Annotated in this window: 18 protein-coding genes and 1 riboswitch; of the genes, 7 read left to right on the top strand and 11 right to left on the bottom strand. The window is 62.4% G+C overall.

The genetic code is table 11. The features are described from left to right. Positions 1-53 precede the first annotated feature (53 nt). Entirely contained in the window at positions 54-1,127 is a 1,074-nt protein-coding gene (locus CO657_RS33610; RefSeq protein ID WP_054184247.1) for a putative urea ABC transporter substrate-binding protein, read from the bottom strand. A 72-nt stretch (positions 1,128-1,199) separates the two neighbouring features. After that, positions 1,200-1,308: riboswitch (guanidine-I (ykkC/yxkD leader) on the bottom strand. A 199-nt stretch (positions 1,309-1,507) separates the two neighbouring features. Beyond that, entirely contained in the window at positions 1,508-2,425 is a 918-nt protein-coding gene (locus CO657_RS33605; RefSeq protein WP_054184248.1) for a helix-turn-helix domain-containing protein, read from the bottom strand. Between the two features lie 86 nt (positions 2,426-2,511). Between CO657_RS33605 and CO657_RS33600 the strand changes: the two genes are divergently transcribed. The 5 genes from CO657_RS33600 (at position 2,512) to CO657_RS33580 (ending at position 8,700) form a co-directional block, all read left to right on the top strand. Beyond that, positions 2,512-3,786, top strand: a complete 1,275-nt coding sequence (locus tag CO657_RS33600) for an extracellular solute-binding protein (RefSeq protein ID WP_012560129.1) — start codon at positions 2,512-2,514, stop codon at positions 3,784-3,786. Positions 3,787-3,869: 83 nt separating this feature from the next. Further along, positions 3,870-4,730 carry a carbohydrate ABC transporter permease gene (locus tag CO657_RS33595; RefSeq protein ID WP_012560130.1) on the top strand — a complete coding sequence of 287 codons (861 nt, stop codon included), beginning with the start codon at positions 3,870-3,872 and terminating at the stop codon, positions 4,728-4,730. Next, positions 4,727-5,563, top strand: coding sequence for a carbohydrate ABC transporter permease (locus CO657_RS33590; RefSeq protein ID WP_003595713.1), 837 nt, complete (start codon positions 4,727-4,729; stop codon positions 5,561-5,563). The genes CO657_RS33595 and CO657_RS33590 overlap by 4 nt, the downstream gene beginning before the upstream one ends. A gap of 12 nt (positions 5,564-5,575) precedes the next feature. Beyond that, positions 5,576-6,658 (top strand): ABC transporter ATP-binding protein, encoded by a 1,083-nt coding sequence (locus CO657_RS33585; RefSeq protein ID WP_054184249.1) that lies wholly within the window; start codon positions 5,576-5,578, stop codon positions 6,656-6,658. 38 nt (positions 6,659-6,696) lie between these two features. Continuing rightward, positions 6,697-8,700, top strand: a complete 2,004-nt coding sequence (locus CO657_RS33580) for an aldo/keto reductase (RefSeq protein ID WP_054184250.1) — start codon at positions 6,697-6,699, stop codon at positions 8,698-8,700. 99 nt (positions 8,701-8,799) lie between these two features. Here CO657_RS33580 and CO657_RS33575 read toward each other — a convergent pair whose 3' ends face one another. Together CO657_RS33575 and CO657_RS33570 are read right to left on the bottom strand one after the other, a co-directional pair. Beyond that, positions 8,800-9,663 carry a class I SAM-dependent methyltransferase gene (locus CO657_RS33575; RefSeq protein WP_054184251.1) on the bottom strand — a complete coding sequence of 288 codons (864 nt, stop codon included), beginning with the start codon at positions 9,661-9,663 and terminating at the stop codon, positions 8,800-8,802. Positions 9,664-9,697: 34 nt separating this feature from the next. After that, positions 9,698-10,345, bottom strand: coding sequence for a TetR/AcrR family transcriptional regulator (locus CO657_RS33570; protein WP_054184252.1), 648 nt, complete (start codon positions 10,343-10,345; stop codon positions 9,698-9,700). Positions 10,346-10,548: 203 nt separating this feature from the next. Between CO657_RS33570 and CO657_RS33565 the strand changes: the two genes are divergently transcribed. Beyond that, positions 10,549-11,442 (top strand): NAD(P)/FAD-dependent oxidoreductase, encoded by an 894-nt coding sequence (locus CO657_RS33565; RefSeq protein WP_054184253.1) that lies wholly within the window; start codon positions 10,549-10,551, stop codon positions 11,440-11,442. A gap of 378 nt (positions 11,443-11,820) precedes the next feature. Here CO657_RS33565 and cydX read toward each other — a convergent pair whose 3' ends face one another. From cydX to CO657_RS33530, 7 genes are all read right to left on the bottom strand, one after another. Further along, positions 11,821-11,943: a cytochrome bd-I oxidase subunit CydX gene (gene cydX / locus CO657_RS33560; protein WP_003595707.1), complete on the bottom strand. Its 123-nt coding sequence runs from the start codon at positions 11,941-11,943 to the stop codon at positions 11,821-11,823. 13 nt (positions 11,944-11,956) lie between these two features. Then, a complete protein-coding gene (cydB, locus tag CO657_RS33555; protein ID WP_054184254.1) occupies positions 11,957-13,111 on the bottom strand; it encodes a cytochrome d ubiquinol oxidase subunit II in 1,155 nt (384 codons plus the stop codon). A gap of 6 nt (positions 13,112-13,117) precedes the next feature. Continuing rightward, the gene (locus tag CO657_RS33550; RefSeq protein WP_054184255.1) at positions 13,118-14,698 is read right to left on the bottom strand and encodes a cytochrome ubiquinol oxidase subunit I; all 1,581 of its coding nucleotides are present in this window, start codon (positions 14,696-14,698) and stop codon (positions 13,118-13,120) included. Positions 14,699-14,775: 77 nt separating this feature from the next. Beyond that, a complete protein-coding gene (locus CO657_RS33545; protein ID WP_054184256.1) occupies positions 14,776-16,467 on the bottom strand; it encodes an amino acid ABC transporter ATP-binding/permease protein in 1,692 nt (563 codons plus the stop codon). After that, positions 16,464-18,203 carry a thiol reductant ABC exporter subunit CydD gene (gene cydD / locus CO657_RS33540; RefSeq protein ID WP_054184257.1) on the bottom strand — a complete coding sequence of 580 codons (1,740 nt, stop codon included), beginning with the start codon at positions 18,201-18,203 and terminating at the stop codon, positions 16,464-16,466. Before cydD ends, CO657_RS33545 begins: the two co-directional genes overlap by 4 nt. 4 nt (positions 18,204-18,207) lie before the next feature. Next, positions 18,208-18,786 (bottom strand): GbsR/MarR family transcriptional regulator, encoded by a 579-nt coding sequence (locus tag CO657_RS33535; protein ID WP_054184258.1) that lies wholly within the window; start codon positions 18,784-18,786, stop codon positions 18,208-18,210. Positions 18,787-19,075: 289 nt separating this feature from the next. After that, a complete protein-coding gene (locus CO657_RS33530; RefSeq protein ID WP_054184259.1) occupies positions 19,076-19,675 on the bottom strand; it encodes a HupE/UreJ family protein in 600 nt (199 codons plus the stop codon). A gap of 297 nt (positions 19,676-19,972) precedes the next feature. On the opposite strand from CO657_RS33530, the gene CO657_RS33525 reads away from it, so the two are divergent. Continuing rightward, complete coding sequence (locus CO657_RS33525) at positions 19,973-21,004, top strand: hydroxyacid dehydrogenase (protein WP_054184260.1); 1,032 nt, start codon at positions 19,973-19,975, stop codon at positions 21,002-21,004. Positions 21,005-21,010 lie beyond the last annotated feature (6 nt).

The raw sequence follows: 21,010 nt of genomic DNA, 5'->3' as shown, positions 1-21,010 counted from the left end.
CCGCTGATGAAGGATGGCGGCGTGGGCAAGCCATGCCGCTGTTCGAAGGTTGCTCAGAGCGAAGCGTCGGCGGCCGCCTTCATGTAGGTCTCGGTAAAGCGCAGCTTGACGTTGCCGCTGTCGCCGAGAACCTTGCCATCCGGCATTTCGATGCCGATCACATCAGCGGACGGCGCGCCGCTGCCGAGCAGACCCTTTTCGAACAGGAAGGTGCGGACGAGATCCATCGTCTTCGGCAGGCTGCCCGACGCAGTAAAAGCAACCGCATCGGCCGGCTTGGCAAACAGCTTGGTGGCGGCAAGCTGGGCTTCGAAGCCCTTGAGATCGGTGCCCGATGCCTGGCCCATCGCCTCGCGCGCAGCCTTGCCGTCGGCGCTGTCGGCGGTCAGCAGCGCTGCCGTCTCATACCAGATGCCGGCAAGCGCCTTGCCGAAATTCGGGTTGTCCTTCAGCACGCCGGTGTTGGCGACCGTCAGGTCGATGATTTCGCCCGGCACCTGCGAACTGTCGAAGACCTTCTTGGCCGTGGGATCTTCGAGGATGGTCGATACCAGCGGATTCCAGGTGACGACCGCCGTTACGTCAGCCGTCTTGTAGGCAGCGACCATGTCGGCATCGGAGGTGTTGACCACTTTGACGTCGCGCTCGGTCATCTTGGTGCTTTCGAGCGCGCGGGCCAGCAGATAGTGCGAGACGGAGAATTCGACGAGATTGACGTTCTGGCCCTTGATGTCGGCAAGGTTCGCCTTGTCTTTCAGGATGACCGCATCATTGCCGTTCGAGAAGTCGCCGACAATCACGGCTGTGGTATCGACGCCGCCGGCCGCCGGGATCGACAGTCCGTCCATATTGGTCAGCGTCACGGCATCGAAGGCACCGGCCGTATACTGGTTCATCGATTCGACGTAGTCGTTGAACTGGGTGACCTCAATCTTGATGCCGTATTTGTCAGCCCATTTCTTGACGATGCCGTGATCGGCCGCATAACCCCACGGCATCCAACCGACATAGATCGACCAGGCAACCTTGAAATCGGTCTTCTGTTCGGCCTTCGCGATGGAGCCGAAGCCCAGCGCCAAGGATGCCGTCAGTGCGGTGATGGAAAGAAGCTTCGAAAAAGTCTGCATTGAAATTCCCCTTTGCGTTCTTCAAAAGGGATCGGCAATGACCATCGTGCCGCCAATCCCTTGGCTTACGAGGTCTCCCGGGTTTTTATCCCGCCGTGCACCCGGCAGGATGTCTCCCCTGCCGGTGGCAGCTCTCGGACCAGTCACGCCTTGCGACGCCGGAACCCTAGCCACCAACTCGGCAAATATCGAAGCAAGCGGCGTGCCAGTTCAAAAATCATTGATTTCATTGGCGGTACCATTGCGCCGCCCGTGGCGACATCGCATGGTGCATGCACTTGCGCAAAAAATGTGCGCAGTCTGCCGTCGCCATAGGCTGATCTTTTTTGATCGGAAGAAAAAGGAAAGCGCGAGCAGCCAGGCTTAAAGATTGTGACGCGCTAGTTCCGGAAGGCGCCGGCGGGAACCGTCGTTACCAGCCGGATATCGCGGCGGAAGTCCGATGGCGACATGCCGGCGATGTGGCGGAAGGATTTGTTGAAGGCGCTGATCGAGCCGAAGCCGCTGTCCATCGCCACCTGCAGCACATTGGCGCCTTCGCTCATCAGCATCGCCTGGGCGCGCGACAGCCGCAGCAGCGTCACATATTTGCTGAGCGTCATACCCGTCGATCGCTTGAACAGGTTCATCGCATATTTTGGATGCAGATCGGCGGCGCGGGCGATATCGACCGAATCGATGTCCTGAAGGAAATTGGCGGCGATGAAATCGCACATGCGCGCGACACTGCGCGAGGAATGCGAATGCGGATGATCGCCATCAAGATTGATGGCCGCCTGCGACGTCATTGAATAGGGTTCCAGCGCGATACGTTCGATGCGCAGCAGCAACTCGTCGACGGCATGCTGCGCCTTGGCGGGATTGCCTGAGTTGGCATAGCGGAACCAGCGAGCGAAATTGTCGATGTCGGCCGCATCGGTTGCCGACGTCAGCAGTGTCTCGCCCTTCATCAGCCGGCTGGAAATGCTGATCGGCAGCCGCAGCCGGAAGAAATAGACGAGCGGCAGGTGCGCCCCGGCATAGAGCGAATCATCGGAGGACTCGTCCATCTGATGCGGCTGGCCGCCCCAGAAGAGGCACATCTCGCCGGCGTTCAGCCGGAATTCGTGGTCGCTCATGCGATAGTGCACGCTTCCGCGAATCACGTAGTTGACCTCGACCTGCGCGTGCCAGTGCGGCATGGCCATGATGGGCGGATGGGCATGAAACATCTGCAGCGCCGTCGGCGAACCCTCGATGCTGCTCGCTCCGGGCTGATAGATTGCACGCACACCGACCTTACTTTCCGCCAAATCCATATTCCCTTTTTAGGAGACAGCCGCTCCCTGACAGTTAGTTTAACCGGGTTCGTGAAAGATCGGCAATTGAAAAGGGAGGATTTTCAATGCGCTTCAAACTTCTCGCTGCGACCGCCGCTGTCGCACTGCTTGCTTCCGGCTCTGCATTCGCTGAGTCGGCCAATCTGACCATCTGGAGCTGGAATGTCGCCGCGTCGGCATTGAAGTCCACGCTTCCGGGCTTCAACAAACAGTTCCCCGATATCAAGATCACCGTCGAAGACCTCGGCAACAGCCAGGTCTTCGACAAGACGCTGGCTGCCTGCGCCGCCGGCGGCGACGGCTTGCCGGATATTGTCAGCATCGAGAATTTCGAGGCTGAAATCTTCTGGAGCCGTTTCCCGGATTGCTTTGCCAATCTGAAGGAGCTCGGCTACACGCCCGAGATCCAGGCGAAATTCCCTGACTTCAAGCGCACCGAGCTTGAGGTTGGCGATGTCGCCTACGCCATGCCGTGGGATTCCGGTCCTGTCGCCGTCTTTTACCGCCGCGACATGTACGAAAAGGCCGGTGTCGATCCGAGCACGATCAGCACCTGGGACGATTTCATCGCCGCCGGCAAGAAGATTTCCGCCGCCAATCCCGGCGTCGTCATGGCCCAGGCCGATTTCAACGGCGACAGCGAATGGTTTCGCATGATCGCCAACGAACAGGGCTGCGGCTATTATTCGACCGACGGCCAGAATATCACCATCAACCAGCCGGCCTGCGTCGCCTCGCTGCAAAAGGTGAAGGAAATGAAGGACGCCGGCACGCTGACGGCCGCAAACTGGGACGAAAAGATCCAGGCAAATACCGCCGGCAAGGCTGCGAGCCAGCTGTATGGCGGCTGGTATGAGGGCACCGTGCGTTCGACTTCTCCCGATCTCAAGGGCAAGTGGGGCGTCTACCGGATGCCGAGCCTGACGGCCGACGGCCCGCATGCGGCCAATCTCGGCGGTTCGTCGCTCGCCATTTCGGCGACCTCGGCCAACAAGGAAGCTGCCTGGAAATTCGTCAACTATGCGCTGGGCACCAATGAGGGCCAGATCACCATGCTGAAGGAATTCGGCCTGGTGCCGTCGCTGCTTTCGGCAGAGAAGGACCCCTTTATCAGCGAACCGCAGCCCTATTGGGGCGGCCAGAAGGTCTGGGCCGATATCCTGGCGACGCTGCCGAAGATCGTGCCGAGCCGCGGCACCGCTTTCCAGAGCGATGCCGAAGCCATCTTCAAGGCAACACAGACGAAGTTCTTCGCCGGCGGTTATCCCGACGCGAAGGCAGCCCTCGACGATGCCGCCAAACAGATCGCTTCGGCGACCGGGCTTCCAGTGGCGCAATGACTGACGACGCCGGGCGCTTCGGCGCCCGGCTTTCTCCCGCCTTTGCAAGGCGGCCGGTCATTCGTTCGTGAGGAGGAGGCTCGATGCCGTTCAGAACCCGGAGCGCCTATGCGTTCCTTGCTCCTTATTTGCTGGTCTTTGCCACTTTCTGGGTCTGGCCCATCATCAATTCGTTCCTGATTTCCTTTCAGAACACCCGCATCAATCCGTGGAAATACAGTTTCCAGGCCAATTGGGGCCGGCTCTTCTACGATCCGGCCTTTTACAACGCTCTTTATAACACTCTGATCATCCTGGTGATCCAGGTCCCGGTCATGATCGCGCTTGCGACCGTCATGGCCGTTATGCTCAATTCGCCGCTCTTGAAAGCGCGTCCGCTTTTCCGTTTCGCCTTCTTTGCGCCCGTCGTCGTCGGCGAGGTCGCCTATGCCGCCGTGTTCCGGCTGATGTTCAGCCTCGATTTCGGCATCATCAACAAGTTGATCTCCGCCGTCGGTCTCAGCCCGGTTTCCTGGTTCGACAATGCCAATGCCGCCATGGCGCTGATCATCCTCGCCGTCACCTGGCGCTGGGCGGGCTATAACGCCATCATCATCTTGGCCGGCCTGCAGTCGATTCCGGACGATGTCTACGAGGCTGCGACACTCGACCGGGTCAGCAAGGTCCAGCAGTTCTTTCACATCACCCTGCCGCTCCTGAAACCGATCATCCTCTTCTGTGTGGTGCTCTCGGTGATCGGCACCATGCAGCTCTTCACCGAGCCCTTCCTCATTACCAATCGCGGCGGCCCCGGCGGCGGTACCGAGACGCTCGGCCTGCTGCTTTACCGCCAGGGCTTCACCTCGCTGAACTTCGGCTATGCCTCGGCGATCGCCTACACGATGGCTTCCCTTGCCGTGGTGATCTCGCTTCTCAATCTCTGGGTCGGGAGGGATCCGAAATGAAATCCAGGTCGCGATCCCTACTCATGCGCCAGATCGTACTGCACGCCGCACTGGCGCCGCTGGCGCTGATCTGGCTGTTTCCGCTCTGGATGATGTTCGTCTTCTCGACGATGCCCGACAACGGCATTTTCAGCCCCGACATCGTGCTCTGGCCGTCCACAAACTTCATCGCGAATTTCAAGAACCTGCAGGCCGACACCGATTTCATCGGCGCGATGACGATCTCCGTCGGCGTCGCGATCATTTATACTTTCCTGTCGGTGATGCTGACCTCGATGGCGGGCTGGGCGCTGGCGCGTTACCGTTTCGTCGGCCGCTCCATCGTCATCGCCATCATCCTCGGCACGATCACGCTGCCCTTCTCCGTGGTCGTCATCCCGCAATTCATCATGGTGGCCCGCGAGTTCCGGCTGGCGAACACATGGGTGGCGCTGATCGTGCCGCCGCTGTTCAATTCGCTCGGCGTGCTGTTCATGCGGCAATCCTTTTCGATGATGCCGGGCGAGCTTTTCGATGCGGCCCGTGTCGAAGGCGTCAAGGAGTGGCAGATCTTCCTGCGCATCGCTTTGCCGCTGGCGCGCCCGACCATGGCGGCATTGGCGATCATCCTCTTCCTCGCCTCTTGGAACAACTATCTCTGGCCGCTGCTCATCAACTCCAAACCGGGAATGATGACCGCGCCGGTGGCATTGGGAACGCTGATCGGCCTCACCAAGGTGTCCTGGGGCGGCATCATGGCCGGCGCGGTGCTGCTGACGGCGCCGATCCTCGTCGTCTTCGTGGCTCTCCAGCGCCATTTCATCGCCGGCATCGCCGCCGGCGCAATCAAGTAATCAGGAGGCCGCATGGCAGAGCTTTCACTCAGCAATATCGTCAAGCGCTTCGGCGGCTTCGAGATCATCCATGGCGCCGATCTGGAGGTGAAGGACGGCGAATTCGTCGTCTTCGTCGGCCCTTCCGGCTGCGGCAAGTCCACGCTGCTCAGGATGATCGCCGGCCTCGAGGACATCACCTCAGGCGAGCTTCGGATCGGCGGCAGGGTCGTCAACGACGTCGAGCCTGCCGATCGCGGCATTGCCATGGTCTTCCAGTCCTATGCGCTCTATCCGCATCTGACCGTCGAGGAAAATTTGAGCTTCGGCCTGCGGATGAACGGCAATCCGAAGGCCGATACCGAGCGGCGCGTGCGCCATGTCGCCGAGATCCTGCAGATCACCGAGCTGATGAAGCGGCGGCCGAAGCAGCTTTCCGGCGGTCAGCGGCAGCGCGTCGCAATCGGCCGCGCCATCGTCCGCGAACCCGAGGTCTTCCTGTTCGACGAGCCTTTGTCGAACCTCGATGCGGAACTGCGCGTGCAGATGCGCGTCGAAATCTCCAGGCTGCACAAGCAGCTCGGCACGACGATGATCTATGTCACCCACGACCAGACCGAAGCAATGACGCTTGCCGACAGGATCGTCGTGCTGCGCGCCGGCAATATCGAGCAGATCGGTGCGCCGCTCGACCTTTACGACGATCCCGCCAACCAGTTCGTCGCCGGTTTCGTCGGCTCGCCGAAGATGAATTTCCTCAAAGCCATGGTGGTCGAGACGCAGCCGGGCAGGGTGGTGATCGCGCTCGAAAGCGATGCCAATATGCGCCTGCCGCTGCCCGTCACCGAACCCATCGAAGCTGGCACGAAGGTAACGCTCGGCATTCGTCCCGAACATTTCGTCGATGCCGGCATGGGCGATGCCGATCTCACCGTCGCCATCGACGTCGCCGAGCATCTCGGCAACACCAGCTACATCTATGCCGCCATCGGCGGCGAGCAGCTGATCATCGAGCGTCCGGAATCGCGCACCGCCGGCAACCGCGAGACGCTGACCGTCGGCCTTCCCGCCAGCCACACATTCCTTTTCGACGGCGCCGGCAAACGGCTTCGCTAAACCACAAATCCCAAGGCAGAAAGACGAAAGAGGTTTCCATGACTTCCGATCAACCGATCCGCTGGGGCATCATCGGCCCCGGCACCATCGCCCGCACCTTTGCAGACGGCGTCGCCCATTCGCGCACCGGCAAACTGGTGGCGATCGCTACCCGCAATCCTTCCAAGCCGGGACTTTCAGAAAACTTCCCCGGCGCCCGCATCGTCGAGGGTTACGAGGCGCTGCTTTCCGACCCCGAGGTCGATGCGGTCTATATCTCCGTGCCTCATACCGGCCATGCCGAATGGGCGATCAAGGCCGCGCGCGCCGGCAAGCATATCCTTGTGGAAAAGCCGATCGCGCTTTCGGCCTATGATGCCGAAGCCGTTTATTACGAGGCCAAGAAGGCCGGCGTCTTTGCCGGCGAAGCCTTCATGTACCGCGTGCATCCGCAGACGGAAAAACTGGTCGAACTCATCAAGAGTGGCGTCATCGGCACCGTCCGCATCATCCGCTCGAGCTTCGGCTTCAATATGGGCAGCTACAGGCCGGAGCACAGGCTGTTCGCCAATGATACCGCCGGCGGCGGCATTCTCGATGTCGGCGGCTACCCGGTCTCGATGGCAAGGCTGATCGCCGGCGCCGCGGACGGCAAGGCCTTCCTCGACCCGGAGAAGGTTTCGGGCGTCGCCCATCTCGGTGAGAGTGGCGTCGATGAATGGGCCTCCGCCGTGCTCAAATTCCCGAACGAGATCATCGCCGAAGTCTCCTGCTCGATCATGGCGCAACAGGACAATGTGCTGCGCATCATCGGCTCCGAGGGTCGGATCGAAGTCGCCGACTTCTGGTTCGCCTCGGGCCATAAGGGCGGCGTCGGCAAGATCGAAATCTTCAAGGGCGGCAAACAGGAGACGGTCGAGGTCAAGGAAGATCGCTGGCTCTATTCCTTCGAGGCGGACGCGGCGGGCGATGCCATCCGCGCCGGCAAAACCGAGTTCAGCTCTCCCGGCATGAGCTGGGCGGATTCGATCGCCAACCTGCGCGTGCTCGACCAGTGGCGCGCCTCGGTCGGCCTGGAATACGGCGTCGAGAAAGCGGCAAAGCGCACGACCAACATTGCCGGCGGCACGGTCACGCACGGCAGCAGCATTCCGCGGCGTGAGATACCCGGCATTTCCAAGCCGGCCTCGGTGGTGACGCTCGGCTTCGAATTCTTCCCGAACTTTGCCGCCGCCTCGCTGACGCTCGACGCCTTCTACGAGGCCGGCGGCAATGCCTTCGACACGGCCTATGTCTATGGCGCCGGCAAGACGGAAGCGATCTTCGGCGACTGGCACACGAGCCGAAAAGTGCCGCGCGAGGAGATCGTGCTGATCGGCAAGGGCGCGCATTCGCCGCTCTGCTATCCCGACATGATCGCCAAGCAGCTCGACCAGTCTCTCGCCCGGCTGAAGACCGATTATGTCGACATCTATTTCATGCATCGCGACAATACAGACGTGCCCGTCGGCGAGTTCGTCGATGCCATGGATGCCGAGGTCAAGCGCGGCCGCATCCGCGGCATCTTCGGCGGATCGAACTGGACGCGGGCGCGTTTCGACGAGGCGATCGCCTATGCCGAAAAGACCGGCAAGGCAGCGCCGGCAGCACTCTCCAACAACTTCTCGCTTGCCGAGATGCTGGATCCGATTTGGGCCGGCTGCGTCGCCGCCTCTGACGACGATTGGAAGACGTGGCTGAACGAGAAGCAGATCCCGAACTTTGCTTGGTCGAGCCAGGGCCGCGGCTTCTTCACCGACCGCGCCGGCCGCGACAAGCGGGACGACGAGGAGATCGTGCGGGTCTGGTATTCCGAGCGCAATTTCGGACGCCGCGACCGCGCCATCGAGCTCGCCAACAAGCTCGGCCGCAATCCGATCCACATCGCGCTCGCCTATGTGATCGCCCAGCCTTTCCCGGTCATTCCGCTGATCGGACCGCGTACAGTCGCCGAGTTGGAAGACAGTCTTTCGGCGCTCGACATCCGACTGACACCCGATCAGGTGAAATGGCTGGAAGGCTGACCCAATAAAAAGGGCGCGGTTCGAGCCGCGCCCTTTTTCGATCGCGTCACGGCCGACGCCGAGCCATCGAGACGGGGCGTATATCCCTGTTAATCCTGGTCAGCTTGCCGGATTGCGCGCGGTGACGATCCACGCCGCGGCGTCGATCATCACCGACCGCTCACCGGGGCAGCCCGCGAAGGCGGCACGAACCGCGGCCGAGGCGCGGGCCCGGATGCCGTCGGGTTGACCAGCGAGAGCGCGCGACAGCGGGCCGACCTCGAGTGTCATCTCCACCGCGTCGTCGATCGCCGCGTCCCGCGTCCCCCCCTCGCCGAACGGGATGGAGGCATCGAATGGCGCGATAGCAATATCGATGAAGCCGGCCGCCGTCAGGATACGCGCCACGCGCCCCGGATCGCCAAGCGAGAATGGGCCGGGCGCTTCGGAATCAGGCGGCGCGGTCGGCGGGACGATGCCCTTGATCGCGCCCATCGGCAAGCGCACCCAATCGTTCTCGGCCATGCCGCGCCAGCAGACGAAAGCGACCCGCGCGCCCGGCTTGAGCGCACGGCGCATATGAGCGAATGCCGCTGTCGGATCGTCAAAGAACATCACTCCGAAGCGCGAGAACAGGATGTCGAACGCGCCCTCGGGCAACTCGGTGCTGCTGGCGTCGGCCACCTGGAACAAGACCGGCGTATCCTGCGGAGCTAATACGCGCGCTCTGCCGATCAGCGGCTCGGATATGTCTACGCCCAGCACTTGGCCCCCGGCGCCGACGCGGGCGGCCAAATCCAGGCTAGACGCCCCCGCGCCGCAGCCGACGTCCAGCACGCGCTCACCCGTGGCGGGCGCGGCGGCTTCGATCGCGGCCTGGCCGAACACCGCCATCATGGCATCGAGCCGGGCCTGGTAAGCGACCCAGCGCTCCCCGCTTTGGCCATTCCAGTCAGCTACCTGATAAACATTTTCCTCTGCCATGCCATATCCTTGTTCCGATCCATTCTTGACTAGGCTATCCGCCCGCGTGGTCGCTGCCACGGTGCGCGGCGATGAACATGGCGACGGCCGACCGGCAATAGGATTCGATTTCGTTGTCGTCCTCTGCTCTTGCCTGATCGAAGCGCGCAATAATCAGGAGATCGGATCCTTTGATAAGCGCGCCAAACAAGCGGGCGGACTGAAGAGGATCGGGCACGTTCAGAACCGCCTTCGCGTGCAACTGACGCAACAGGGCCTCGATTTGGGCGATGACATGGGCGGGGCCGGCTTCGTAATAGAGCTTGCTCAACGACTTTTGATTCGTCTTGTCGGCCATGACCATGGCTTCGACACTGCGGACGTCCGAGCTCAACAGCGTGCGAAGCAGGGATGATCCCACCGCCATGAGTTGATCTTCGGCCGAACCGTCGACGCCTTCAAAAAGGGCTTGTGGTGCAAACTGATGGCAGCGGGCGGCGACGGCCGCGCTGAACAGCGCCTCCTTGCTCTCGAAGTGCCGATAGATGCTGAGCTTGGATATCTTCGCGCGCTGGGTGACCTTGTCCAAGGTCGTCGCTTGAAAACCCAATTCAACAAAGAGTTCGTATGCTGCATCGACTATCGTTTGGCCAAGCGCCTCGTTGGCTGGCCTGCCGCGCCGGCCTCGACTATTTTCGGTCACGATTATTAAGATCCTTGACAGTATCGTTATTCATGTTTACGATACCATGCAGTATCAGAAATATGCAAGCCAAAGAGCGGATTTTATCCTGTCCCCCAGATCGAGTTTCTCTAAGCCGCTTGGCCATATCGATGCATATCGGTGGACGAGACGCGCCAAGGCTCAGCCAATCACACTCTCTCAACAGCACGGAGCTTATCACCATGGATGACGTCATCATCATCGGCGGCAGCTTTGCCGGTCTCGCCGCTGCCCTGCAGCTCGGCCGTGCCCGCCGCAAGGCCACCATTCTCGATACCGGCCTGCCGCGCAATCGTTTCGCCGGCCACTCGCATGGTCTGCTCGGCCACGATCACAAGCCGCCGCTGGACATCCTGGCCGAGGCGCGGCAGCAGTTGGCGCGTTATCCTACGGTCAAGCTGGTCAATGCCCGAGCCGAGAGCATCTCCGGCGCCATCGACGACTTCTCCGTCCTCACTGGCGATGGCGAAAATCTTGGAGCGCGCCGCCTGATCCTGAGCTACGGCGTTGCCGACCAGATGCCTGATGTTCCCGGTTTTGCCGAAAGCTGGGGCACGTCCATCGTGCCCTGCCCCTATTGCGATGGCTTTGAAGTCGCCGACCAGCATTGGGGCCTCGTCTGGTCCGGTCCGCCGTCGCACAATTATGTCAGGCTATACCAGGATTGGACCGACACGTTGACGGTCTTCGCCGATGGTCACGACATTGCACCCGATATCCGCGCCGATCTGGCGCGCCGCAACATACCTGTCGTTGATGGCCGGATCGCCGAAATCGCGCATCACGGGGGCCATATCACCACCGTTAATCTCGAGAGCGGCCGCAATGCCGGGGTCGATATCCTGTTCGCGCATCCGCGCAACAAGCCGTCCGCAAGCCTGCATGAATCACTGGGCCTCGCCACGGTCAATACGCCCTTCGGCATCGCCCTCAAGGTCGACGAGCGCCGCGAAACCAGCATGCCGGGCATCTACGCCGCCGGCGATCTCGCAAACCCAGCCATGAACTCGGTCACCACGGCAATATCGCAAGGCGCGACGGCAGGTATCTCCGCCCAGCAGTCGATGTTGGTTTGAGAGCACAGATCCCCTTTTCCGGGTGCCGCGGGCTATCATATTTTGGAGGTTGTGGGCAGCGGACGGACAGGGCGCTCTGCCTCCTTAAGACCTCCGGCCGCAATCGTGTGGTTACGGAGGCACCTGCCGGGCGGCGCCGCCTAGCCCCGCAACCTTCGTGCACTTGCGTAGCCGCGCTGTCGATTACGTCCGAGGCCAGAGTATGGTTTTGCCGGTCGCACTGCTCCCATGAGCCCATATCACGCACACCGGCGACTATCTCTGGAACGAAATGGCCGACCCCTCGAACGTTTAAAGCCAAGTCCGTGCGAACCGCTTCAATCCAAACAACTTCAATTCCCTTAGCGGGTATTGTAGAAATGCCCACGGAGCCCCTTTCTACTTACGCGTCTCGGACGCCTTCTTCCTGGCTGCGTCATCCATCAGCTCGTACCACATGGCATTGAGGACGGCGAAGGCGGCTGCCAGCGGCAGGCCGAGGATCCATGCGAAATACCACATTGTTTCGTCTCCCTCAGTATGCGTGGCTGTTCTTGTCGGTGATGGATTTCTCGTCGACCTTGCCCCACAGAACCTTGTAGACCCAGGCCGTGTAGGCAAAGATGATCGGCAGGAAGATCGCCGACACCACCAGCATGATGAACAGCGTCATATGGCTGGAGGATGCATCCCAGACCGTCAGGCTCGATCGTGGATCGAGCGAGGAGGGCAGGATGAACGGGAACATCGACAGGCCGACCGTCGAGATGATGCCGAGGACGGAGACCGTGCTGAAGAGCAGCGTCATCACCTCGCGCCTTGCCCGCATGGCAATGAAAGCCAGTGCCGCCCCGGCAAAGCCGAGGACCGGTGCTGCGATCATCCACGAATGGGCGGTGTAGTTGGCAAGCCAGGCGCTCTTTTCGATCACCACCGTTTTCAACAGCGGATTGGAAGGTCCGATCGGGCTGATATCGCTGGTGATGCGGTAGCCGCCGACGTTGATCCACAGGAAGACGCCGCCGAGGGCAAACAGCAGGATGGCGGCCAGGGCAGCGATGCTGCCGTAGCTTCTGGCCCGCTCCGCAACCGGACCGCTCGCCTTCAGCACCAGCCAGGCCGCACCATGCATCGTCAACATGGCGACGGAGAGCAGGCCGCAAAGCAGTGCAAAGGGGTTGAGCAGGGCAAAGAACGAGCCTTCATAGAAGATCCGCATATCGTCGGCAAAGCGGAAGGGCACGCCCTGCAGCACATTGCCGACGGCGACGCCGAAGATCAGCGACGGCACGAAACCGCCGATAAAGAGCGCCCAGTCCCAGCCGTTGCGCCAATTGGCGCTTTCTCGCTTCGACCGGTATTTGAAGCCGACCGGGCGCAGGATGAGCGCGAAGAGGATCGCAAACATCGCAAGATAAAAGCCCGAGAAGGAGACCGCATAGAGCGGCGGCCAGGCGGCGAAGATGGCGCCGCCGCCGAGGATCAGCCAGACCTGGTTGCCTTCCCAGGTGGCACCGATCGTGTTGATCACCACGCGCCGTTCCGTATCGGTCCTGGCGACGAAGGGCAGAAGCGTGCCGACGCCGAGATCGAAGCCGCCTGTCGCCGCAAAGGCGATCAGCACTATGCCGAGCAGCAGCCACCAGATGATGCGCAGGGTTTCATAGTCGATGAGTTCGTGAAGGATCATGACAGGTCACTCCGCGGCCGGGACGAGGGTTTCGGAAATCAGCACCGCTTCCGGCTCGTCGTCCGGTTCAGGGCCCTGGCGGATCGCCTTGATCATCAGGCCCATCTCGATGACGATCAGCACCGTGTAGAGCGCGGCAAAACCGATGATCGTCAAACGCACGGTGCCGGCGCCGAGGCTGGAAACGGCTGCCGCGGTCGGCAGCACGCCTTCGATCACCCAGGGCTGGCGGCCGAACTCGGCAACGACCCAGCCAAGCTCGATCGCGACCCAGGGCAGGGGGATCGCCAGCACCGCAAGCCTCAGCAGCAGCGGATATTTGTCGAGATGCCGGCGCGCCGACAGCCAGAAGAAGGTTGATGTCAGCAGGATGAAGAAGATGCCGAGGCCGACCATAATGCGGAAGGACCAGAAGAGCGTCGGCACATGCGGGATAGTATCGCGCGCAGCCTGGACGATCTGCGCGTCGGTCGCCTGGCGGGGATCGTCGACATAGCGCTTCAGAAGAAGGGCATAACCGAGATCATGGCCGAGATCCTCGAAAGAGCTGCGAACTTCCTGCGCCACCTGATCCTGCGCGGGTGCTGCACGGATCTGCATCAGCGCGTGATAGGCCTTGATGCCGTCGCGGATGCGGGTTTCGGCCTGCTGTTCGAGCTTATCGATGCCGGGGATCTCTGTCGTCAGCGACCGCGTGCCGATCAGGCCCATGACCCAGGGGATATGCACGGCGAAATGCGTCTCGCGCGCCTCCTGATCCGGGAATCCGAAGGCGGTGAAGGCGGCCGGCGCCGGCTCGGTCTTCCACATGCCCTCGATCGCAGCGAGCTTCATCTTCTGGTTTTCGGTGGCGAGATAACCGCTCTCATCGCCGAGCACGACCACCGAGAGCGCCGAGGCGAGGCCAAAGGAGGCGGCGACGGTCATCGAGCGCTTGGCAAGCTCGATATGCCGGCCCTTCAGCAGATACCAGGCCGAAACGCCGAGCACGAAGATCGAGGCGCAGACATAACCGGCCGAGACGGTGTGGACGAATTTCGCCTGGGCGACCGGATTGAAGACCACGTCGAAGAAGCTCGTAATCTCCATGCGCATCGTCTGCGGATTGAGCGCAGATCCGACAGGGTTCTGCATCCAGCCATTAGCGATGAGGATCCAGAGGGCTGAGAAATTCGAGCCCAGCGCCACCGCCCAGGTGGCGACAAGATGGCCCACCTTCGACAGCTTGTCCCAGCCGAAGAAGAACAGACCGACGAAGGTCGCCTCCAGGAAGAAGGCCATCAGGCCTTCGATCGCCAGCGGCGCACCGAAGATGTCGCCGACATAATAGCTGTAATAGCTCCAGTTCATGCCGAACTGGAATTCCATGACGATGCCGGTGGCGACGCCGATCACGAAATTAATGCCGAACAGCGTGCCCCAGAATTTCGTCATCTGCCGCCAGATCTGGCGGCCGGTCATGACGTAGACCGTTTCCATGATCGCCAGAAGCACGGACAGGCCGAGCGTCAGCGGTACGAACAGGAAGTGGTACAGCGCCGTCAGCGCGAATTGGAAGCGCGAAAGCGCTACGATATCTAGTTCCATTGTCTTTCTCCCACGGTCCCACGGGGTACGGAGCGTTCCTCCAGCGCCGGCCGGCGCCTGAGGGCATGCGATCTCGCTCAGTCCGGCCGAAGCCGGTCGAGCGCCTTTTCGAACGCCGTCTCTCCGCGGCGCGAAATCTCTGAAATGCGGCCGCCTTCGATGACGGCGATGCGGTCCGCGATGGCAGCCTCGCGGCGGATATGCGTGGCGATCACCAAAGAGCGGCCGGCCGCCATTGCCGACAGGCGACCGAGCACGTCGCGGGCGGTGGCGCCGTCGAGACCCTCTGTGGGTTCATCGAGCAGCCAGAGCGGCGTGTCGCGCAGGAAGAGGCGGGCAAGCGCCAGCCGGCGCGACTGGCCGCCCGAAAGGCCGAGCCCGCCTTCGCCGAGCGGCGTATCGATCCCGCGCGGCATGGCCTCGACATCGGCAAGAAGGCCGGCAGCTGCGAGCGCGTCTCGAAGATGGGCCTCGCTCGCATCCGGGTTGGCAAGAGCGAGATTGCCGCGCAGACTGTCCTCGAAGAGTTCCGTCCGTTGCGCCAGCAAGGTTGCCGTTACCGCTGCGACTGTTCCCGTTCTTGCCAGCAGTTCGCCGGAAAGCAGAGCGAGCAGGCTCGACTTGCCGGCGCCGCTGCTGCCGATGACGGCGAGGCGTTCGCCCTGCTGAAGCGTGAGTGCGATACCCTGAAGTGCCGGCACGGCGGAATTTTCATGGAAGGCGGATACATCGGCCAGTGAAAAGGCAAATCCCGAAAGTGGCGCCGCCAATGGTTCGGAGGCCTCCGCAACGGCAAGCCGCGGCGCCACGCGCCTTGCCGCAAGCAGTGTCCGCCCAAGTTCCAGCGCGCCACGGCGCAGTGCCGCGAAGGGTTCGGTCGCCGCGAAGGCGACCAGCAGGCCGAGAGCTGCGACGGGAGCGGTGATCGCCTTGGTCTCCGCAAGAGCGGCGACGGCAAGCAGTGATGCCGTCAACAGAAGGGTGGAGACCAGACCGAAGCCGAAGATCAGGCCGGTCTCGACGCGGTTCAATCGGTTATCGGCGCCGGCGGTGTAGCGGTCCGCCGCAGCTATTGCCTGCCTTTGCGCCGCAAGCCGACCGGCCATCAGGAGATCGGTCTGGCCGGCGACGAGATCGATCGTCCGTGAGCGCAGCGCCTCGATGCCATGGGCACGCCTGCGGGCATGTTTGCGCGCCGCCCGGGCGGCGATCAAAGGCAGGCCGAGACCGGCACCAATGAGAAAGAGACCGGATAACAGGCCGAACAGAGGATGCATGAGCCCCAGCACGAGGCTTGCCGCAAGGGCAGCGCCGATCGCCACCGCGGACGGCACGAGGATCCTGAGATAAAGAGAGTCGAGCGCATCAATATCGGCGGTCAACCGGAAGAGCAGCCTTGCCGGACGATGCGAGAGGGCGCGCGCAGCAGCCGGTTCGGCAAAGCCGCGAAACAGTCTCTCGCGAAGAGCGGCGAGCACGCCGAGCGTCGCATCATGGGTCGCAAGCCTTTCGCCGTAACGGGCCACTGTCCTGACGATGGCGAGCAGCCGGATGCCGGCCGACGGCGCAAAAACGTCGAAGGTAACGGCGGCAGCGGCCGAAAGCCCGGCAAGCGAGGTGGCGGTGATGAACCAGCCGGAAATGCCGAGCAGCGCTATGCCCGCCGTCACCGTCGCCGCCGAAAGCGCTGCGCCGAAGAGCAGCGCGCGTCGGCGCTCGGCAAGGAAGAGCCGCAGGATCGGCTTGAGGTCTGCAGCAAACGTGCTCATTCGGCGGCCTCCCGGATCATGATATCGGCGTCGATGCGGATGCTGCGATGCATGCGCGCGGCCAGAAGTGGATCATGGGTCGCCACGATCAACGTGCGCGCCCTCGCGAGCGAAAGCAGGCTCTCTGTAACCTCAGCGGCAGTGGCGGCATCGAGATGTGCGGTCGGCTCGTCAGCGAGGATGATCCTCAGATGCGGATTGCAGGCCGCCCGCGCGATTGCCAGCCGCAACGCCTCGCCGCCGGAAAGCCCGATACCGCCTTCGCCGAGGGGCCGGCCGCCATAGGCATCAGCCACCTTTCCGACTCTCCCGGCATCGAGGGCGTAGGCCACATCGCCGCGCAGCACGCCGGGTCTGCCAAGCGCGATATTCCCCGTTACAGTGCCGGTAAAGATGTGCGGCTTCTGGCCGATCCACGCCATGCCGTCCCGTAGGTTGGCGGCAGTATCATCCGCAAGCTCGACGCCGCCAATGACGATACGGCCGCCGGTAGAGGGCGCCAGCCCCGCCATCAGCGACAGAAGCGTCGATTTGCCGGAACCGCTGACACCAAGAAACGCCAGATGTTCCCCGGCAGCGATATCGAGATTGAAACCGTCGTGGATCAACGGTTCGTCGGCGCCGTAGCGGAAGACGAGATTTTCAAGGCGGATGGCCGGCGCTTCGGCGGCGGCAAGGACCGCTGGTGCGATTTCGGCCGTTCCTCGAATGGACAGGCCGTCGCCTGCAGCCAGAGCATCCAGCGCTTTCATCGCCGCTTCGCCGGCCGCCCGATCGTGCCAGACGGCCGAAAGCTCGCGCAATGGCTCGAAGAAGGCCGGCGCCAGCAGCAGGATGAACAGTCCCTCGGTCAGGTCGAGCCGGCCTGCCCAGGTGCCGAAGCGGATCTCGCCGAGCAGGCTGAAACCGACATAGACGGCGATCATCGCCACGCCGAGCGCGGCGAAAAGTTCGAGCACGGCCGAGGAGAGAAAGGCAATCTTCAGCACCGCCATGGTGCGCGCACGCAGCGATTCCGCCTCGCGGCGAAGCCTGAGCGCGGTGGCCTCCACCGCGTCGAGCGCGCGGATCGTCGCCAGTCCGCGCAGCCGATCGAGCAGGAAGCCGTTGAGGCCGCCGGTGGCAACAAGCTGTTTTTCGCTGGCCGCCTGGGCGCGCCAGCCGATCAACGCCATGAAGATGGGGATCAGCGGCGCGGCAAACAGCAGCACCAGCGCGGCGACCCAGGAGATGGGAAGGATCGCCGCAAGGATGATCAGCGGCACGAGGCTCGCCTTCACCCGCGCCGGCTGGAAACGGGCGAGATAGGGCACGATGAGTTCGGCCTGCTCGCCGATGACGCTCGCGGCTTTGCCGGAGGCCGGCCGGCCACGATCGATCGGCGACGACAGGGAAAGGGCAGAAGCCGCGACCTGCCGCCTGCGGCTGAGCTCGGCGCGCGCGGCACGAAAGGCGAGGCGGCCGCCGGCCGCGTCGAGACCGCTTCTTGCCAATCCGAGGGCGAGGATACCGAGAGCCTGCCAAAGAACGTCGTGCAATCCGCCGCCATCGGCAATGCGGCCGACTGAGAGGGCGAGCAAACCGGCCTGCGGGATCCAGATGGCGGCGGCCAGCGACTGCAGCATCGCCGCCCTGCGCAGCCCGGCATTCGCCGCGTCACCGCGGGGCAAAACGGCATCGCCATCCGGCGGTCGCGTCTCTGGTCTGTCTGTCGCGTCGAAGAAAGCAGTGCCCATGGCGCTAACTCTTGTTCGCTGGATTCGGCCGGCGGCTGCGGCCGAGCGAAACGACCCGGTCCTTGGCCTCCAGAAGCTTTGTCACTTTCGCGCCCAGCGAGAGTAGCGTTGCGAGCCTTTCGGTTTCAAGTTGTTTTACGTCTTCATACCAATGTGTCAGTTGCTCGATCAGCGTGTGCATTTCGCTCATGCGCTGCTGCGCATGGCGTTCGGCCTCGCTGGCGGGGCGCTGCATCAGGATTTCGCGCAGAACCGACAGCGTCGGATCGACTTCCCGCTTCTTTCGCTCCTCGGCAAGCGTCCGCAAGATGAGCCACACATCATCGGGCGTGGTGAAAAAGTCGCGGCGGTCGTCCGGCTTGTGTTTGAGAAGCACAAGGTTCCACGCCTGCAGTTCGCGCAGGCTCATTGACACGTTGGAGCGCGAAATGGCGAGTGCATCGGCAATCTCCTCGGCGCAGATCGGCGCTGGCGAGACGTAGAGCAAGGCATAGATCTGGCCGACCGTGCGGTTGATTCCCCAGCGGGAGCCCATTTCGCCGAAATGGAGAACGAAGGACTGAACGAGAGGCGGAAGGTTCATGGTCATTTCCGTTGCGTCTGTGATTTCAGTAATTTCTGAAATCACTATAGTCAATTTCGCGACCAGCCGACAATTCGCAAGGCGACCCTGCGTCAATTTGGATGTCCGTTCATTGATCGTGAACTGGATATAACAGGGCGCGGCACGGCCGGATTTGACTTGGATCAATTCAGCAGCACTTCGCAGCCATCACGCAGTAACGCCCGGCAACGCGATGCGCATGCCGGGCGTTCTGGTCTGACTGTGATGATGAGCGGCGTTTATGCACGCCGCCGCTGATCGAGGCGGCTCAGATCAAGCCGGCCAGGATGCCCACACCCGATATGGCAGCGATGCCGCCAGCCGCACGCGCCACGAAGGCGCCCTGACGTCCACCGGCGCGGCCGATGACGTAACCAAGGGCAAGGCCTGCGCCGTGCAGCAGCGCGGTCGCGATCATGAAACCGGCGGCATAGGCAACGCCAGCCGCATTTTCCGGCATTTCGGCGCCGTGCGCATGACCGTGGAAGATCGCAAAGAGGCCGACAATGCCGAGTGCTGCGGCGAGCGGCGCCTTGACGTCGAGCGCAACGATAGCGCCGAGGACGACGACGGAAAGCGCAATGCCCAATTCAACGAAGGGAACATCGATGCCGGCAGCGCCGAGGGCGCCGCCGAGCGCCATCACCAGAACGAAGGTCGTCGGCACCAGCCAGGTGGCGCGACCGCCGAGCTGGAATGCGAAAACACCGACCATCACCATGGCGAGGACATGATCGAGGCCTGATATCGGATGGGCAAAACCATGGCTGAAACCGGCCGCGTCGCCGATGGCGGGATGGGCGAAGGCGGCGGCCGGAAGCGCTGCGGCAGCCAAAGCCAGCAGGACGCTCTTGAGTGCTGATTTCATTGCTCGATTCCCTCGTGAATTTTTGAATATCCTGCCGCCGCCGAACATCAGGCATGGCTCCAAGTCGCGCGCATCAGGCTAGTTCAAAGAGTCTGCCCGGTCAACGAGAAAGCATAAATCACAAGACAATTCAATTGCTTATATGATAGGCAAATGCCGCTTTCGATAGCGCATCCATCCTTCGAAGGACCTCGGCTCTTCAATTCCTGTTCCATGAACTGGAAACAGCCCGGCACAGCGGCTATCAATCGTCCGGACGAGGCGACACAAATCGCCCGCGCGTTGGAGGAGACACTCATGACCAACACCGAACGCCCGCTGGCGATCAGCGCGCCCGAACCGCGCACGCTCGACCTGATCTTCACCGACACGGCGCGCGCCGAATTGCATGCGAAATACGAAATCGTCGAGGCCGATCCTGACAATATCGCCGGGCTCGGCGACGAGATCCTCGGCAGGACCCGTTACATTATCGGCCAACCGCCGCTTTCGGCGGAAACATTGGCTGGAATGCCGGCCCTGCGCTCGATCCTCAACGTCGAAAGCAATCTTCTCAATAACATGCCCTATGACGTGCTCTTCGAGCGCGGCATTCATGTCGTGACCACGGGCCAGGTCTTTGCCGAGCCGGTCGCCGAAATCGGTCTTGGCTTCGCGCTGGCCTTGGCGCGCGGTATCGTCGATGCGGATGTCGCGTTCCGCCAGGGAGACGAACTCTGGGGCGGGGAGGGCAATGCGGGTGCGCGGCTGATCGCCGGCTCCGAGATCGGTATTGTCGGCTTCGGCGATCTCGGCAAGGCGCTGCGCCGGCTGCTCTCCGGTTTCAGGGCCCGCATCAGGGTGTTCGATCCCTGGCTGCCCCGCTCGATCCTCGAGGAAAACGGCGTCGAACCCGCAAGCCTGGAGGAGGTGCTGACAAAGAGCGATTTCATCTTCGTCGTCGCCGCCGTCACCAGTGAAAACAAGGGATTTCTCGGCGCAGAAGCCTTCGCCGGCATGCGCCGGGGTGCTGCCTTCATCCTGCTCAGTCGCGCCGACGTCGTCGATTTCGAAGCGCTGATGGCGGCCGTCTCGTCTGGTCATATCGTCGCGGCAAGCGACGTCTACCCAGAAGAGCCGCTACCGCCCGATCACCCGGTGCGGAACCTGAAAGGTTTCATCCGCTCGGCGCATCGGGCCGGCGCGCTCGACAGCGCCTTCAAGAAGATGGGCGACATGGTGCTCGAGGACATGGACCTGATGGACCGCGGCCTGCCGCCGATGCGCTGCAAGCGGGCGGAACGCGAAACGGTTTCGCGCATGCGTTCCAAGCCGGTCGCGGTCAATTAAGCCGGC

This window comes from Rhizobium acidisoli, from assembly GCF_002531755.2.
In the GTDB taxonomy this organism is placed as follows: Bacteria; Pseudomonadota; Alphaproteobacteria; order Rhizobiales; family Rhizobiaceae; genus Rhizobium; species Rhizobium acidisoli.
Note: the sequence above shows the minus strand (reverse complement) of the source record. Positions and strands in the feature narration are given on the sequence as shown.

What these genes read in the sequence shown, in the direction of transcription:
- CO657_RS33610 (WP_054184247.1), bottom strand. Translation starts at nt 1,127, where the DNA reads ATGCAGACTTTTTCGAAGCTTCTTTCCATCACCGCACTGACGGCATCC.
- CO657_RS33605 (WP_054184248.1), bottom strand. Translation starts at nt 2,425, where the DNA reads ATGGATTTGGCGGAAAGTAAGGTCGGTGTGCGTGCAATCTATCAGCCC.
- CO657_RS33600 (WP_012560129.1), top strand. Translation starts at nt 2,512, where the DNA reads ATGCGCTTCAAACTTCTCGCTGCGACCGCCGCTGTCGCACTGCTTGCT.
- CO657_RS33595 (WP_012560130.1), top strand. Translation starts at nt 3,870, where the DNA reads ATGCCGTTCAGAACCCGGAGCGCCTATGCGTTCCTTGCTCCTTATTTG.
- CO657_RS33590 (WP_003595713.1), top strand. Translation starts at nt 4,727, where the DNA reads ATGAAATCCAGGTCGCGATCCCTACTCATGCGCCAGATCGTACTGCAC.
- CO657_RS33585 (WP_054184249.1), top strand. Translation starts at nt 5,576, where the DNA reads ATGGCAGAGCTTTCACTCAGCAATATCGTCAAGCGCTTCGGCGGCTTC.
- CO657_RS33580 (WP_054184250.1), top strand. Translation starts at nt 6,697, where the DNA reads ATGACTTCCGATCAACCGATCCGCTGGGGCATCATCGGCCCCGGCACC.
- CO657_RS33575 (WP_054184251.1), bottom strand. Translation starts at nt 9,663, where the DNA reads ATGGCAGAGGAAAATGTTTATCAGGTAGCTGACTGGAATGGCCAAAGC.
- CO657_RS33565 (WP_054184253.1), top strand. Translation starts at nt 10,549, where the DNA reads ATGGATGACGTCATCATCATCGGCGGCAGCTTTGCCGGTCTCGCCGCT.
- cydX (WP_003595707.1), bottom strand. Translation starts at nt 11,943, where the DNA reads ATGTGGTATTTCGCATGGATCCTCGGCCTGCCGCTGGCAGCCGCCTTC.
- cydB (WP_054184254.1), bottom strand. Translation starts at nt 13,111, where the DNA reads ATGATCCTTCACGAACTCATCGACTATGAAACCCTGCGCATCATCTGG.
- CO657_RS33550 (WP_054184255.1), bottom strand. Translation starts at nt 14,698, where the DNA reads ATGGAACTAGATATCGTAGCGCTTTCGCGCTTCCAATTCGCGCTGACG.
- CO657_RS33545 (WP_054184256.1), bottom strand. Translation starts at nt 16,467, where the DNA reads ATGAGCACGTTTGCTGCAGACCTCAAGCCGATCCTGCGGCTCTTCCTT.
- cydD (WP_054184257.1), bottom strand. Translation starts at nt 18,203, where the DNA reads ATGGGCACTGCTTTCTTCGACGCGACAGACAGACCAGAGACGCGACCG.
- CO657_RS33535 (WP_054184258.1), bottom strand. Translation starts at nt 18,786, where the DNA reads ATGAACCTTCCGCCTCTCGTTCAGTCCTTCGTTCTCCATTTCGGCGAA.
- CO657_RS33530 (WP_054184259.1), bottom strand. Translation starts at nt 19,675, where the DNA reads ATGAAATCAGCACTCAAGAGCGTCCTGCTGGCTTTGGCTGCCGCAGCG.
- CO657_RS33525 (WP_054184260.1), top strand. Translation starts at nt 19,973, where the DNA reads ATGACCAACACCGAACGCCCGCTGGCGATCAGCGCGCCCGAACCGCGC.